The 14,347-nt window shown below is 65.7% G+C and carries 18 protein-coding genes; 6 read left to right on the top strand and 12 right to left on the bottom strand.

Features of this window, described 5'->3' with window-relative positions; translation table 11 throughout:
• Positions 1–26: 26 nt before the first annotated feature.
• Together ACFSJG_RS06240 and ACFSJG_RS06235 are read left to right on the top strand one after the other, a co-directional pair.
• Entirely contained in the window at positions 27–599 is a 573-nt protein-coding gene (locus ACFSJG_RS06240) for a TetR/AcrR family transcriptional regulator (protein WP_378484447.1), read from the top strand.
• Complete coding sequence (locus ACFSJG_RS06235; RefSeq protein WP_378484348.1) at positions 596–1,285, top strand: SIMPL domain-containing protein; 690 nt, start codon at positions 596–598, stop codon at positions 1,283–1,285. Before ACFSJG_RS06240 ends, ACFSJG_RS06235 begins: the two co-directional genes overlap by 4 nt.
• Positions 1,286–1,295: 10 nt before the next feature.
• Here the strand turns inward: ACFSJG_RS06235 and ACFSJG_RS06230 are convergent, their stop codons facing one another.
• Positions 1,296–1,943, bottom strand: a complete 648-nt coding sequence (locus ACFSJG_RS06230) for a TetR/AcrR family transcriptional regulator (protein WP_378484347.1) — start codon at positions 1,941–1,943, stop codon at positions 1,296–1,298.
• Positions 1,944–2,026: 83 nt separating this feature from the next.
• On the opposite strand from ACFSJG_RS06230, the gene ACFSJG_RS06225 reads away from it, so the two are divergent.
• Entirely contained in the window at positions 2,027–2,992 is a 966-nt protein-coding gene (locus tag ACFSJG_RS06225) for a zinc-dependent alcohol dehydrogenase family protein (protein WP_378484346.1), read from the top strand.
• 50 nt (positions 2,993–3,042) lie between these two features.
• Here the strand turns inward: ACFSJG_RS06225 and ACFSJG_RS06220 are convergent, their stop codons facing one another.
• On the bottom strand, positions 3,043–3,636 hold the full coding sequence (locus ACFSJG_RS06220) for an AAA family ATPase (RefSeq protein ID WP_378484345.1): 594 nt from the start codon (positions 3,634–3,636) through the stop codon (positions 3,043–3,045).
• A 100-nt stretch (positions 3,637–3,736) separates the two neighbouring features.
• Between ACFSJG_RS06220 and ACFSJG_RS06215 the strand changes: the two genes are divergently transcribed.
• Positions 3,737–4,507, top strand: a complete 771-nt coding sequence (locus ACFSJG_RS06215) for an 8-oxoguanine DNA glycosylase OGG fold protein (protein ID WP_378484344.1) — start codon at positions 3,737–3,739, stop codon at positions 4,505–4,507.
• Positions 4,508–4,532: 25 nt separating this feature from the next.
• Complete coding sequence (locus ACFSJG_RS06210) at positions 4,533–4,829, top strand: WXG100 family type VII secretion target (RefSeq protein WP_378484343.1); 297 nt, start codon at positions 4,533–4,535, stop codon at positions 4,827–4,829.
• Between the two features lie 17 nt (positions 4,830–4,846).
• Here ACFSJG_RS06210 and ACFSJG_RS06205 read toward each other — a convergent pair whose 3' ends face one another.
• The 8 genes from ACFSJG_RS06205 to ACFSJG_RS06170 form a co-directional block, all read right to left on the bottom strand.
• A complete protein-coding gene (locus ACFSJG_RS06205; protein WP_378484342.1) occupies positions 4,847–5,218 on the bottom strand; it encodes a hypothetical protein in 372 nt (123 codons plus the stop codon).
• A gap of 13 nt (positions 5,219–5,231) precedes the next feature.
• The gene (locus ACFSJG_RS06200; protein WP_378484341.1) at positions 5,232–5,738 is read right to left on the bottom strand and encodes a DUF3558 family protein; all 507 of its coding nucleotides are present in this window, start codon (positions 5,736–5,738) and stop codon (positions 5,232–5,234) included.
• A gap of 210 nt (positions 5,739–5,948) precedes the next feature.
• The gene (locus ACFSJG_RS06195) at positions 5,949–6,794 is read right to left on the bottom strand and encodes a hypothetical protein (RefSeq protein WP_378484340.1); all 846 of its coding nucleotides are present in this window, start codon (positions 6,792–6,794) and stop codon (positions 5,949–5,951) included.
• A gap of 299 nt (positions 6,795–7,093) precedes the next feature.
• Positions 7,094–7,444 carry a hypothetical protein gene (locus ACFSJG_RS06190; protein WP_378484339.1) on the bottom strand — a complete coding sequence of 117 codons (351 nt, stop codon included), beginning with the start codon at positions 7,442–7,444 and terminating at the stop codon, positions 7,094–7,096.
• Between the two features lie 112 nt (positions 7,445–7,556).
• Positions 7,557–8,366 (bottom strand): hypothetical protein, encoded by an 810-nt coding sequence (locus tag ACFSJG_RS06185; RefSeq protein ID WP_378484338.1) that lies wholly within the window; start codon positions 8,364–8,366, stop codon positions 7,557–7,559.
• Complete coding sequence (locus ACFSJG_RS06180) at positions 8,353–9,435, bottom strand: WXG100 family type VII secretion target (RefSeq protein ID WP_378484337.1); 1,083 nt, start codon at positions 9,433–9,435, stop codon at positions 8,353–8,355. Before ACFSJG_RS06180 ends, ACFSJG_RS06185 begins: the two co-directional genes overlap by 14 nt.
• Before the next feature lie 2 nt (positions 9,436–9,437).
• Positions 9,438–9,893, bottom strand: a complete 456-nt coding sequence (locus ACFSJG_RS06175; RefSeq protein WP_378484336.1) for a hypothetical protein — start codon at positions 9,891–9,893, stop codon at positions 9,438–9,440.
• A 55-nt stretch (positions 9,894–9,948) separates the two neighbouring features.
• Positions 9,949–10,683, bottom strand: a complete 735-nt coding sequence (locus tag ACFSJG_RS06170) for a ScoMcrA-related endonuclease (RefSeq protein ID WP_378484335.1) — start codon at positions 10,681–10,683, stop codon at positions 9,949–9,951.
• A 660-nt stretch (positions 10,684–11,343) separates the two neighbouring features.
• On the opposite strand from ACFSJG_RS06170, the gene ACFSJG_RS06165 reads away from it, so the two are divergent.
• Positions 11,344–11,910, top strand: a complete 567-nt coding sequence (locus tag ACFSJG_RS06165; protein WP_378484446.1) for a DUF6011 domain-containing protein — start codon at positions 11,344–11,346, stop codon at positions 11,908–11,910.
• Positions 11,911–12,040: 130 nt separating this feature from the next.
• Here ACFSJG_RS06165 and ACFSJG_RS06160 read toward each other — a convergent pair whose 3' ends face one another.
• Positions 12,041–12,466 carry a hypothetical protein gene (locus tag ACFSJG_RS06160; RefSeq protein ID WP_378484334.1) on the bottom strand — a complete coding sequence of 142 codons (426 nt, stop codon included), beginning with the start codon at positions 12,464–12,466 and terminating at the stop codon, positions 12,041–12,043.
• On the bottom strand, positions 12,459–13,448 hold the full coding sequence (locus ACFSJG_RS06155; RefSeq protein ID WP_378484333.1) for a hypothetical protein: 990 nt from the start codon (positions 13,446–13,448) through the stop codon (positions 12,459–12,461). Before ACFSJG_RS06155 ends, ACFSJG_RS06160 begins: the two co-directional genes overlap by 8 nt.
• Positions 13,449–14,347: the final 899 nt, after the last annotated feature.

The following is a 14,347-nucleotide window of genomic DNA, read 5'->3' as shown; positions in this document are numbered from 1 at the left end:
CACCTATCCAGCAACGCGGACGGGAGATGCGTGGCCGGATCCTCACCTCTGCACTCACGCTTCTTGAGCGCAACCCCGGCACCAGGCCCAGCACCACCGCGTTGGCCGACCACGCCCACGTCAGCATCGGCACCGTCTATCGGTACTTCGCGGACATGGACGCCATCGTCGAGGAACTGCGCCTGGCCGCCGTCCACGACATCACCACCCGACTGTCGAGCAGCATCGGCCGCGCGATGGACCAGTCGCCGTTCGACGCGATGGTGACGGTCGTCGAGGCACTGACGTCGGCGTTCGAGGCGCACGCCGCCGTGATGCGCGCGTCGTACTCGTCCGCGGAGAGCGCGTTCGGCGACGCGTGGGCAGAAGTCGAAGGACCACTGCTGCCGCTCGCACGGATCATCCCCGCCAGGTTGCGCCCCGACCTCGACGACCGGGCCCTCGACGACCTCGTCTTCATCACGATGGGCGCCACCGCCAGCCTCTGCTCGCGGATCGCGCTGCTGCGCCCACCCGGGTCGGACCGTGACGCGCTGATCGCGACGACGGCCCGGATGCTGCTCGCCGCGTTCGCCGACGCTGGCACACTGGCCACATGAGCCAGCAGTCGATCGCGATCACCGTCACCGGCCATGCCGAACGCGAGTTCGCCCCGAACCGCTGCACCGTGGTCCTGCGGGTGCACGCGGACGGCGCGACGCGGGAGGCCGCGTCCGAACCGGCGGCCGCGGCGATCGCCTCCGTCACCGAGCAGGTGATCGCGCTGCGCGAGCAGGACGACAGCCCGATCAAGCGGTGGACTCTCGACGAGATCCGGCACACCCGGCACCGCCCGTACAGCCAGAGCGGCAAGTCGAAGCCGTGGGTGTACCAGTCGTCGGCATCGATCACGGTGACATTCACCGACTTCCGCGGCATCGGCGGGTTCGTCGAGCGCGCCGCAGAGAGCGACGCCGTCAACGTCGAGCACCTGCGGTGGTGGGTGAGTCGCAAGGCCGAGGCGCGACGGCTCGCGAAGGTGCGGCACCTCGCGGTGCTGGACGCGATCACCAAGGCACAGGGCTACACCGAGAGCCTCGGGTTCGGTGCGTTCCAGGCGGTCGCGATCGCCGATCCCGGCATGCTCGGCGTGGCTCCGCCCGCCCCCGCCCGCCCGCTCGGGGCGCCGATGATGCGGGCCGTCGCGGCACCTCTGGACGGCGCCGCCGGCGGACCCGAGCTGATGCTCGAACCCGACCGGATCACCATTGTCGCCGACGTCGAGGCCCGGTTCGAGGCGTCTTGACACACCGCGACTACGACGGCTTCTTCGCCCGTCCGGTCGTGACCGCGGCGCCGAGTTTCGGGGCGCGCGGGAGCCTCCCGTGGGCGGTCGATGCCCGGAAACCGTCGATCGCGAGCGCGGCGTACCGGCGGGCCGCCGTCGGCCGAGTGTCGAGCGGTAGCGACGCCAGGCCGCGGGCGGCGACCAGTACGAGGACGACGTCGTCGATGACGAAGTCCCTGCGCAGCCCCCCTGCCGCCTGAGCCCGCCGGGCCAGTGCGGCGACCTTGCGGAACAACGTCGCGCGGTGCACAGCGAAGCCGCCGGCCTCCCGGTCCTCGGACATGAACGCCTCGACGAAACCGTGATTGCGGACGTTGAGGACGACGGTCCGTTCGATGACCGAACAGAAGCCCAGCCACGGGTCCGGGTCCGCGGCACCGTCGTCGACGATGTCGCGGCAGGACCTCAGTTCCTGCGCGAAGGCCTCCTCGACGAGGGCCTGCTTGGTCGGAAACCGGCGATACAGGGTCGCGGGCCCGACCCCGGCGCGGCGCGCGATCTCGCGCATCGTGACCGCCAGCCCGTGCTCGGAGAACAGTGCCTTCGCGGCGTCCATCACGCGGTCGCGGTTGTCCTGGGCATCGGCCCGCAGCATGTGAGGCAGTTGGTCGGTCATGACTCTCACTTCCCCTAAGTGGACGGGACCGTCCACTACGTTCGCGAGAGAACCTTACCGGCGCAACAGAAATGGAGCCACCCATGCGAGCGATAGCGATCAGGCGATTCGGCGACCCGGACGGCATGGAGGTGATCGACCTCCCCGCGCCGGCACCCGAACCCGGACAGGTCGTCCTGGACACCGAGGCGATCGGGGTCGGCGGCGTGGACGCCGTCATCCGCCGGGGCACCCTCGCGGGCTACGGATTCACCGAGGGCCTGATCCCCGGCAGCGAGGTCGCCGGCGTGGTGACGGCGGTCGGAGACGGCGTCGACGCCTCCTGGGTCGGGCGCCGGGTGTGGGCGTTCACGGGCACCGGTGGCGGGTACGTCGAGCAGGCTGTCGCCCGGGTCGAGGACATCGTCGCGCTGCCCGACGACCTGACGTCGATCAATGCGGTCACCGCCGGAAGTTCCGCCACTGTCGCGCATTTCGCGCTGGCACATGCACGCTTCGCGCCCGGCGAGTCCGTACTCGTGCGCGGCGCGGCGGGCAGCATCGGCATCGCCACCGTCGAACTCGCCGCACGCGGCGGCGCAAGCACCATCGCCGTCACCACCTCCTCATCCGAACGCGGCCGGCGACTCCTCGACCTCGGCGCGACCCACGTCCTCGACCGCTCCGGCGCCGGCGACCCGTCCGCACCGGAGTCCTTCGACGTGATCATCGACATCGTCGCCGGCGACGACCTGCCGGTCTTCATCGACCGGCTCGCACCGAACGGCAGACTGATCCTCGTCGGACTCGTCGCAGGTCCGCCGCCCGCAGACTTCGGCATCAGGCTTATGAACTCGTTTCAGCAGTCCCGCTCGTTCTCCGTGTTCAGCCTCGACAGCGTCACCGTCGCGGAGCGAGACCGCGTGCGGGCTGCGCAGTTCGCCGCCACGGCCCGCGGCGACCTGCACGCCGTCGTGCACGATGTCCTCCCCCTGGAGAAGGCAGCCGAAGCGCACCGTCAGATGGACGACGGCACAGTGTTCGGCCGTATCGTTCTCACCCCGAACTGACCAAGCGTTCTCGCGTTGCGGGCCGTGAGCGCAACACGCGCGCAGCGCGATTACGACAGGTCCGTCTGTCCTGCGCTCGGAGATCGAGGGCCCACGTCAGGTCGGAGTGCGGCGAGCACCGTCTCGACGCGCCGGTCCACCGGCCCGGTCAACTCGACCACGGGCAGGCCCTCGAACAGCTGTAGCGGATCGTCGTACACCAACTCCAAGAGTGCGTGGTTCACGGCCGCCCCGAGCTGGGGAAACTCGGCCGGCGGCAGCTCCGTGTCGTCGGTGATCGGTACCACGATAAGGAGATCGAGTGTGGCCATCGCCGACCTCACCAGGTCCACGTCAACCGTGTCCTCCGGGTCAACGCCACAGGCGGTGAGGTAAGCCAGGAAGTCCAGCGGGGTTCGGTCGAACACGACACCGCTCCCGGAGTCATGCAGGGAGCGCAGTGACCGCCGCAACTGCGCGCGGTAATCGGCGACGGACGGCGGATACTCGAACTCGTACCCCTCCTCTTCGAGCAGCACGTACGGCTCGTCGATCGGGGTGTAGCCGTCCAGTCGGGCACACAGTTCCTCGACCAGGGTGGTCTTGCCGGTTCCGTGCGGGCCGGAGACACCTATTCGTCGCCCAGTGTGCGTTGAGGTCGTCACGCTCGGAGGATACGTCGACCCCGATGCCGCCCATGGCGAGGCGCGACACGCACGGCGCACGTTCTCGATCCTGTCTGTGCCCGCTGCCATCATCGGTCGCATGCATCAGTTCGACGAGGGATTCGAGCCACCCGAGGACTGCGTTCTGTGGTGCCGGAACAGGACGTACGACATCCACGTGCTCGATGACGACGCCCTCGTCGACCTGGACTGGTGGAATCGGCACCTGCGCGAGGCCGAGCACGACGTCCGGCTTCGGGGCCGCAACTACGACGGCAAGGTCGTCGAGTACGGACAGGCGACGGTGCTCCGGAACGATCTGCGTCTGGGCAGCGACCTGGTCGAGGCCCGCCACAACGGACTGGGGCTGCTGTTCCTGTGCGCGGCGTGGCGTAGCGGCCATACCAGGCGACGTGGTGCGCGCCGCTTCCCCGACCTGTCCAACCGTTTCGTCGCCGACGGCGTGCAGCCGTACGCGGGGGCAATGGGGGCCATCGACGAGCTGATCCGCCTCAAGCGGTTGCCGGACTACGACCACACGAGCAGTTCGGGGTGGCCGGCACTGCCGAATGTCGGGGTCGCACTGACGACGGTGCTGGCGTGGGCCCTCGACATCCGGTCCGCAGGCGGTCGTGCCCAACTGCTCGACCAGCACGGCGTGTCGACGCTCGTTCACCAGGGGTGGCTGGAGGATCCGGCGGTCAGTGGGTTCACCCGACGCCGCTACGACCGCTACCTCGAACTGCTGCAGCACTGGGCGGCGGTCGGCGAGACCACCCCCGAACTCGTCGAACGGTGGCTTGTAGAAAGGTGGAACGCGCGCGTCATGGAGGCGCGTAACGGGACTCGGGCCGAGCCAACGCTTTTCTGAATAGCGGAATCAGGGAGAATCGGGAATGGCGAGCATGATCGTCACGTCGAACCACGACACGCTGTTCGGTGTGAGTGCGGATGTGGACTCACTTGCAGCACGCATTTCCGATGCGATTCACACTGCCGGCATCGAGGGCAGCACGCACGCTGGCCGGTGGGAAGGCGCTGCATCCCAACAGTTTCACGCCAAACTGGGTGAATTCATATCACTCGGGTACGACCTCGCCGACCAGTTGCACTCGGGTGCCGCGACACTTCGCCAACTGGCTTGGGGGCTCGCTGCCATCGGCAACGTCCCGCTGTCGATATTCGGGGCGTGACAAGCCAGCCGGCGGGGTCACATACCCGATTCGATCGCCCCGATGTTGTCCGCGGTCGCCTGATCCGCCGCCTCGTACTGAGCCTCGATCCGCAGGAACACGTCCTTCATCGCCTGCACTTCAACGATGTGATCCTCAAGTGCCTGCACCATCGAGTACTCGCCTCCGACTGCCAATCGGGAGAACTTGTCAGCGACCGCGACAGCGCTCGGGAGCGTACCGAGTCCATCGAAATTGCCGAGTTGTCGCGCTTGCTCCTGGAGTTGCATCAGCTTCGCAATGAGTGCGTCACAATGCTGTGCGCACCGTGCCCCTACGCCGCTGTCGAGTGCAACGGCGCCCGCACCGGCAGCCTCAACGACTTGTCGCCATCCAATTCCGTTTGCCATGGGCGTGGATCCCCTACTCGGACGTGTACGTCAGGAACGCGACTGCCGCCGAATGCGCGGCCTGACACGCGTTGCTGCTGACCGGGTCGACCGTCACGGACACCATCAGCAGACCTGCATCGGTTTCTGTTGCCGCGTAGCAGTTTCTTCCCTCGCGATAGCCCTCATGCGAGAACGCGAGACCCGACTGCCCACTGATGTCGATCTCCCGGATGTCGAGGAAGCTCGGGTCTTGCCGGATGGCGGCCAATCCGTCCAGATTCGACTCCACGGACAGGTACCCGGCACCGCCATTCCAGAAGCAGATGTTCCGGCCAGGCTGTTTCACACCCATGATGTCCCGGGCCTCGGTCGCCGGGTCGAACCCCAGTTCACGAATGACGCCGTCAGGAATGTCGTCGCACGGTTCGAACGGCGATTCCCCGACCGCCGAACCGACCGGCTCCGCCTGGCCACTGACCGTCCCACACCCCGCAACCAGGGCCGCTGCACATGCCAACAGCCCAACAGACTTCCTCATTCGCCCTCCCCATCGAACGTGCGGTGACTATATCGCGACGTTGTTCGCACCTCTGATTGCGCTGTTCCCACGACGCAGTTCCCCAGAGTTGACCGAATTCCTGAAGACCTTCTGTGTCGGCCGGATGCCGGCCACGCGAGGTCAAGATTCGACCGGTGGGTTCACCAACCGGATTTCCTGCCAGCCGAGCGACGCTGACTCGATCACCCCTCAGCCAGATTGCTTCGTCGGTTGGTAGTCACGTGCTCGGATTCGGGCGAGCGCCACCTCGGTGCCGAGTTCGCAACGTGCGGCAGGGTTGTCCACGTAGAACGCCACCAGGTGATGCAGGAGCACTGGATCGCAGGCGAACTGCCTGGTGTCGATCTCTATCAAGGGAGAGTTCGGCAGCCGGTCGATCCTGAAGAGCCGCGTCGTGTATCGGCGATCCCATTCCGCATTCGAATAGCCGATCACCAGGGTCTGAGGAAATCCGTGGTGGACCGCCACCACACCGGCCACCGAACTCCACGGAAGGTAGGATTCGAAACTCCAGCCGCGCTGACGAATTCCCTCCGGCGAGAGAAGCAACGCACCGCGCTGAACCCGCCCGGCCACCAGGGCAATCAGGAAGGCCGCGCAGAAGGCCCCGATCGCTCCGAAGATGATGCTGGCACCCGGGAATCCGTCCGTGTTCAGGTAGATCTCGACCGCCCCGCCACCGCAGAAGAGGGCGAGTGCCACCATCAGTGCAGATATCAACCCGAGGACCTGTGCAGAGTATCGAATTCGAGTGACCGCTGACCCACCGTGCGACACGGTCTGCACATCGACATCGCCTCGGGATTGTCTGCGATGTACGAACCCGAACACGACCGTCAGAACCATAAGGACGCAGAACAAGGCGGTGTAGCGCGTTGCCGCACTGAAACCCTCGGTCAGCGCGGAGCCAGCCGTCATGAATCCCGATACGACAACAATTACCGATAGGCCGATGACGCTCGTGACAAACTTTGGATCGCGCGCATGTGCCGGCCATTCCAAAGGGCGAGCCAGACGTTCCTCAGAAGACCGCATCCCAGCCATCCTCAACCAGCCCTCCCAAGACTTTGCCGGTGTCCACGACCGCGTCCGTGGCGTCGCCCACGGATTCACTAGATCGTCAACATCCTTCTGATAAATGGAGTCGACGAATCCGGACGTGACCAGTCCCGCAGCTGCTCCGCCCACCGCCCCGAGTGCAGCCCCAACCACCGGTGCGGGGATCGCGGTCCCTACCAGTGCGCCCGCTGCGACTGACGCGCCGAAGCCCACCGCACCCTAGACAACCGCCTGTTCAACCGGCTTGTCGTTGATGATGTCGTACGCAATCGAGGCTACGGCGAGTCCACCACCCAGCCTGAATCCGATACGGCCAGCCTTGGCCTCCGACTGCACAGCAGCCTCAGCGAGATCGTCCGCGCTGCTTCCGCGCCGAATCCGCGGAACATGGTGGCGAAGGAGGCGAAGGTGGTCGACACCACCGGCACAAGGAAGAACAGTGCCCGCCACGCATCCGCGACCGCCGCGGGGTCCAGGGTCCGCGGCGCGTCGCCGGAGACCACGTCCTTGGCGCCGTGCAGGCTCTGCCGCACCTCCTTCGGCACGTGAGAGAGGAACTCGCGGTGCAGATCGAGTGCCGCGAGGAACAGCTGGGATCGGGCTGCGGCGACTTCCCAGTCCGACACGGCGCGGCGAACTCAGCACGAGGACGAATTCTCGTGCGCGGCCGATCCTCGCGTCGACGGAAGCGGCGTACGGCCAGAAGTCTCGTCAGCCCAGCACGACCAGAAGCGCCCCTCAGCCATAGGCGCGGTCTCTGAACCGCGCGATTGCCGCCTCCGTGCCCAACTCGCCGCGCGTGTCGGGGTAGCTGGCGTAGAAGTCGACCAGTTGCGCGAGCGCGACTTCGTCGACGTCGAACTTCCGACAGTCCAGTTCGATCATCGGGACGGGTGGCAGCTTGTCGATCCGCCAGAACGGTGCGGTGTAGCGGTGTGGCCAGTCCGCGTTCGCATATCCGATGACGAGCAACATGCGGTAGCCGTTGAAGGCGGGCTTCGCGCCGGCGACTCCTTCCCACCCGAGGCTCGATTCGAATGCCCAGCCTCGGTGGGTGATTCCACTTGGAGTCAGACGCACCCACCCTCGTCTCAGTCGTCGGGCCACGACGAGCATCGGCATCGTCGCCACCGCGATTCCGAACACGCCGAGAACCACGGATGCTCCCGGAAACCCGGACTGGTGGAGGGCGATCTCCATGGCCGCACCGAGCGCAAGGGCGGCGAGGCACGTCATCATCGACACTATTAGGACCCAGACCGCACTCGATTGACGGATTTCCGTCGCGCCGCCCGCGGTTCGCACGTCCGAAACCCTGTCGATATTGCGGCGACTGACGATCCCGAACACTCCGACCAGCACGACGAGCAACGCATAGCCGAGTCCGTACCTCGCCACGGCCGGCTCACCGGCGAGCCATCCTGCCGCGCCCACAACGATCGCGACGACCCCCTGCACGAACATGAATGCCACAGTGGCGATCACCGCTGCGCTGTAGCGGGGGACTCGCCAGTCGTTCGGTGTCGCCGACAAGTCAGAAGACTGCATCCCACCCATCCTTCGCGATCCCTCCAACTGCTTTCCCAGCGTCCACCACTGCCCCGCCTCCGGCAGACACGAGGTCGCCGACATCGTCCACCCCGCCCTGGAAGAGTGCATCCACGGCGCCCGACGTCGCGAGTCCCACGACGATTCCCACACCTGCGCCGACCGCGGTACCGACGCCAGGAACTGCGGAACCGACCAACGCGCCAGCTCCAGCGCCTGCAGCTGCAGACGCCAGAAATCCGGCCGAGCCGGACACAACCGCTTGAACCGGCGGCTTGCCGTTGTAGATGTCGTACGCAACGCCGGCGACGGCGAGCGCACCGCCAACCTTGAATCCCCCACCGTCCACAGCCGACTTCGCCCTCGCGGCTGCCTCGACCGCATCGTCGGCACTCCGACCGAGAGCACGTGCGGTGTCGACGTCACGGTAGATCGCCTCCGCCGGCGTACCCGCCGGCGCAGTTCGAACGAGGTCGAGATACCTCGCGGACTCACCGGTCAGAAAGTCCGATTGCTTCAACAGAAGTGAGACGTGCTTGGCGCCGAGCGCCCCGACCGCACCGTTCACGAGGTCACCGACCACAAGGAACCACTTACTCGTCACATCGGCCCACATGTTCACGCCGACCTTCACGGCCAGCTCATACGTCTCATGCGCTGCCGTCGCGGTCTTGACGGCAGCGCTGTATGCCAGCGCCCGGACCGAGTCCTCGTCGTCGGCCTCAGGCTCCGCAATCACGTAATCCGCGACGGCCAATCCTGCCGCGGAAGCCGCCTCACGTGTTGCGCGCATGTCCTCCTGTGCCCGCTCAATGCCAGCTGCGACGTCGTCGAATGCCTGCGCCTGAGCGCCGATCGCCGACACGAGCTCATCCGCCTTGGAGGCAGTCGATGAAACCCGGGAGCAGAACCCATCTGACGCATCACCGTCCCAGCCGGCTTCAGCGAGATTTCGAGCCCGGTACAGTCCGTCCGCTGCAGCGCCGACTTCAGTCGCCAGTGCGCGGAGCCAGTCCGCCGCCGCACGGATACTCGCCGGGTCACCATCAATACTGGTGTCGATTGACATGCCTAATCCGTCCACGCCGAGTCGAGTGCATCCGCAGATTCGGCGTCCTGCTCGCGATAACTCTGGTTGGTCTCGCGCACCGCATCGCCCGCAGCAGCGAGATCGACCACAAGGTTTCCAGCATTCGCGGCCAGTCGAGCGATGATCCCCATCAGTGCGGGCGTTGCATCTCCGGCGGAGATCGCACCTGGCGCTGAGCTTCCGAGACCATCCAGCGCCGCACTCGACTCAGACAACAACGATGAAATCGACTCCAGTGCCACCGGATCCACATACAGAGTCACAGAACCGCCGCCGGTTGCCCGACTCCGAATGACCACAAACGCATAGTGCGCCCCCCAGTGTCCGTTCCGGCCCCCGACCGGAACGCCGATCATAGAGCACGCCTGATCCAAACCGCCGGTGCCGGGGCCGAGGATGCCGTCGACCGCCACCCACACGTCGTCGATGCGGTACATGCCGAGGTACACGAATTGCCGCCGCACATATCCGCGGCACCCGCGCTCGGCTCGATCAGCCGGGCAGTCCGGCCGATACTTCCGCGATGCGTCGGGTGAGGACCGCGACGGCCTCGTCCCTCCACAGCGGATCACCGAGTTTCTCTCGGACCGCCTCGCTCAGACCGGCCGCCAGGTCGTCCTTCACCGCAAGCTTGTGCAGCTCTTGGTGGGTGAGCCCGGCCTCTTCGATACCGGCGGGGAGGTGGAGCGTCCACCATCCGCTGCTTCGTAGCGCGACCCACGGATCCGCCGGCCGCGGTGCCGAGTCCGCGACGGCGTATGGGGCGAGCAGAGCGGCGAGCTCGTCGCGCACCTTCGACAACGGCACCGCCTCCCGCTGGGGATCCGGGCCATCGACCGCCCACCGCAGCACGACGAACTTGTACGCGGCGCCCTTGCCGCCACGGCTGAACACCTTAGTGTTCTCGAGGTCCCACAGCAGTCCGCCGTGTGCGTGCTTGCCGCCGTGATCGACGACGAACCCGAGTTCGCGCAGCCTGTCGGCGACGGTCGCCAGCCCGCCGGAGAACTCGGTGTTGTCGAGGAATCGCCCGGTCGCGTACCCGTGCGCAACGCCGACGATGGCCTTGGAGTCGTAGAAACGGCCCCCGTACACGAGCCGGAAGTTGCGAGCCTCCCCGAAGCCTCGCCGGAGAAGGAACTCGGACTGTCCGAGCTGATCGTATTCGGCGATCGAGCGCAGAACTGATGGGCGGTCGATTAACTCGAGCTGTACAGGCGTGGCCATGGCGGGCACTCTAGCTCCGCGTCCGCCTACATCGGACAACCCTGTCATCAACTCGCGATTCAGCGAACACCAAGCAAACCCGCAACGGCCCGGTTCGAGACGGAGGAACTGACGGGCGAGCGCCACCCGAACTGCGACCGCGACCAGCCGATCCGATACCGATGCGCAGCTGTCGGTCAAACACATGACATCGCTGCGCTATGGAGCGACCCCCGGGACAGCAACGCGCGGTGGCCTGCCAATATCTCTCTCGTGAGGCAGGAGATCGTGAACGCGATGAATGCGGTCTGCACCGGACGCGAGCTCGACACCGAGACAGTGCTGCGCGAGACGATGGCGGTCCTCAACCAGAAGCGGCTCGCAGGACCCAGCCGGGATCGGTGGGAAGCGTGCCTGGATCTGGGTTTGCGGAATGGGCGACTCATTCGCGTCGGCGACCTCTTTCGGGCAGGAAGCTGAACACCCGAACCGCCGAACACTCCGGTTTCCACCTCAACGCTGCCCCTTCCAGAAGGTGCAGCACAAGAATCCCATGCGTAGCTACAGGAAGACAGCACCGTGTCGACAGCAGTCCAAACCCGCGACGCCGAGGTTCTCGGCAGAAACTCGACTTCATTGGCGCTCAATGCGGTCGCAATCCTGGCTGCAGTTGCAGCCGTCATGCTTCACCCCGCATTTCTCGTGCTGTTCCTCCCCGTTTTCGCAGCGGCGATGGCAGTCACTGTCCGGGGAGCGACCCTCTGGTACCGCTACAGAAATCCACGTCGGCCTCGGAAACCACGTGCCAAGACGGCGCGCCTGGCCCGACTGCCGAGCCGCCCAGCACGAGTCCTACCTCTGCTTGCCAGCAACTGCGTGATCTGCGGCCGCCCGCTGACAAATCCTCAAAGCATGCGCGCACGAGTGGGTACGACGTGCATCAAGAAGTACGGCCCCAGATACGCCACCCAGCCGAATCCCGCGTACGACGAGTGGGAGAAGCTGAAAGCTGCGGCAGAGTCGGACCGGGTTGCGGAGCAGGCGAGGCTTGACGTCGAGTTCCAGTTGGCGCTATCGGGCTACAGCAGCCTGATGCTGGCATGGGAGTCCGAGATTGCAAGCCCCGCAGGACAGTCACGCGCCGCGAACCGACAGATCGGCACGAGGATTCTCTGCGTTGGTGCCGTCTCGACATCCGTCGCCATTGCATTGGCCACGTTCTCGATGTACTGGATCGGCATTCAGTAGAGGTGCTGTGCACACCGGCAGACGAATGAGCCTGTCGGGCCACGGCCTCCGGATGGCGGTGAGACCGTGCCCGATCAGCGCAGCTATACACCCGACAGCAGTTCGGGCACGGTGTCACGTACCGACTCGCCTACAGCTCCCACTCGTGATCGGGGTCGTCCAGCGCTGCCCTGATCTGGCTGAGGTCGCCTGCGTTCGCGATCGGCGACGACTTCGCGATATCGACGATTCCTGTCAGAACACTGCTCACGGCCTGCGAGTCACCCTTGTCGAGCGCGGCATCGAGCCTGTCGAACATCTCGTTGAACACCGCGCGCCGTTCGGCGAACGACTGCTCGAAGTACTGCCGGAGTATGGACTCCGCGGCCTTGATCCTCCCGACTTCGACAGTCTCGTACGCCGCGATTCTGGTCTGCTTGGTCTTCTCAACCGCGTGGACGTTGATGCAGTCGTGCACGGCATCAACGATCTGATTCAGTGCCGCGAATCCGTCGAGCGGGGTCAGTATCTTGGGCGGCAAGACTTGCCCGACATGAACCTTCATCGGATCAGCCATTGACCTTCTCCTCGAACATGGACCGGTATTTCACCGTTACTGTCTCGCTCTGTTCCGTGAGTTCGCCTTCGTCGTCGAGGACCGGAACAGCGGCGACGTCAGCGACTGCCTTCACGAGCTGAAATGCCTTCTGAAACCGGGATGCGTGTGCGCGGGGATCGAATGGCTCCGATTCGAGAATGTCGAGCGCCTCGATCGCCTCGGCCGTCAGTCGGGTGAGAACCGAGCTCAGTTCGTCGGCGCGAGTTCGCACCGCCATGAGCCGTGTTTCCGTGACATCCAGTTCGGCGATCGCGACTGCGATTTCGGCTTCGGCCTGCTTCGCCTGTGTGAGGGCCTTCTTCCCCTGCCCGTTGACCACCGTGCCCCCGACGAGGAGGGCGGGGCCGATCGTGACGAAGTTCAACGCCGCAGCGCCCATCGCCATGCCGCCGCCCCCGGCAGACAACGCGCCGCCCCCGAGCCAGGCCATCGTCGCGTTCGTGGCCGCTGCACCCGAGAGCCCGGAGATCGCGGTTCCCGTGCTGGCAACTCCAACCGATCCTGCCGTGGCGACAAGCGCCACAGACGTCCCGGAGGCGAGCGCGGCCGAACCGACAGCGCCGCCGACCCACGAGAACACGTCGAACTCGAGTTTGTGCTCTTCGGAGACCTGCGTCTGATTGAAGTCGACGCCGTCCGCAATCAACTTCTCGGACTCACGGATCTTCTTCTCGTTCCGCTTGAGGAACTCGACAAACCTCAGAACGACGTCGGTCAGCACCTGCTTCTGCTGGTCGCCCAGTTCCACCATGCGGGTGTTGGTGGCTTCGACGCACTCTTCGATCGCGGCATAGCGGCGGTCGTACCTGTCGCGCGCGTCCTTGATCTGGCCGGCGGCCTTCTTGATGTCGTACGCGCCTTTGCCGCCCAACGCGACGCCGCTGCCGCCGGTCAGTGCACCGACCGCGATCAACGCTACCGGGATCAGGGGAAGAACCATGGACCCTCCTTAGTCGCGGAGATTGTGCGACCCAAGTCGGACATTCGTCGCGGTGCGTGGAGACAATCCGGCAGCATGTCCTCTCTCCGAATGACATGCCAAGGCGGTCCGTTGACCCGGATGAAACGGGCCGCCGTACACGCTCGAACTTCGCACTCCCGACACCCTCGAGTTCGTGCCCGCACTAATGACGGCGATGTTCACGGCACAATCTGACCCACCAGCGGGCTGGGCTGGCGGGGCCCCGATCGATCAGCACCGGAACTGCGACCGGGAACAGCCGTTCCCGTTACCACGCGCGGTTGTCGGTCGAACGGACGACACCTCCGCGTAAGGCAGCCGCCCCCAGAACAGCAACGTGCGGCGGCCTGCCAGTATCTCTCGCGAGGCACGCAAAAGGATGAAAGGGACGGCAGTGGACATCGGGCGTCGGTGGGCGATGCGCGACGCAGCCGTGCCCGCGAGCTGGACGCGTTGCGGTGTCGTTCGAATGCAGGACAAACAGTGGGCCCCACCATCGTCCTGTCACATTCTCCCTGCTCCATCCGATACGCTGCAGGGCTCCATAGATCTCCAGGAGCTGGCACCGACGAGGTGGACTGGCCTGCACAAACGGCTGGGCAGTCCACGAGAACTGTGGAGGAAGACGTGACAACTGAACCGTTGTTTCCGTCACCACATCGAACCGACTCCAGCATCGAGGTCGAGCTGCTGGCACAGCCGGCGATCAACCTCGCGATCGTTCACAATCGGGTGCCGCTGCTGTCGACGGTGCACGTCACCAACAAGTTTCGGGTCCGGCGTCGTCGACTTGACGGTCACGAGTCACGCCGGTCCCGAGGCATCGGGTACGTCAATCCGCCGACGTCGTTCGAGCGCACCGGACTTCGGCCTGTTTC

The sequence above is a fragment of the Rhodococcus gannanensis genome, assembly GCF_042681175.1.
GTDB classification, from domain to species: Bacteria; Actinomycetota; Actinomycetes; order Mycobacteriales; family Mycobacteriaceae; genus Rhodococcus_G; species Rhodococcus_G gannanensis.
The sequence above is the reverse complement of the archived record's forward strand: the minus strand, read 5'-3'. Positions and strand labels throughout refer to the sequence as shown.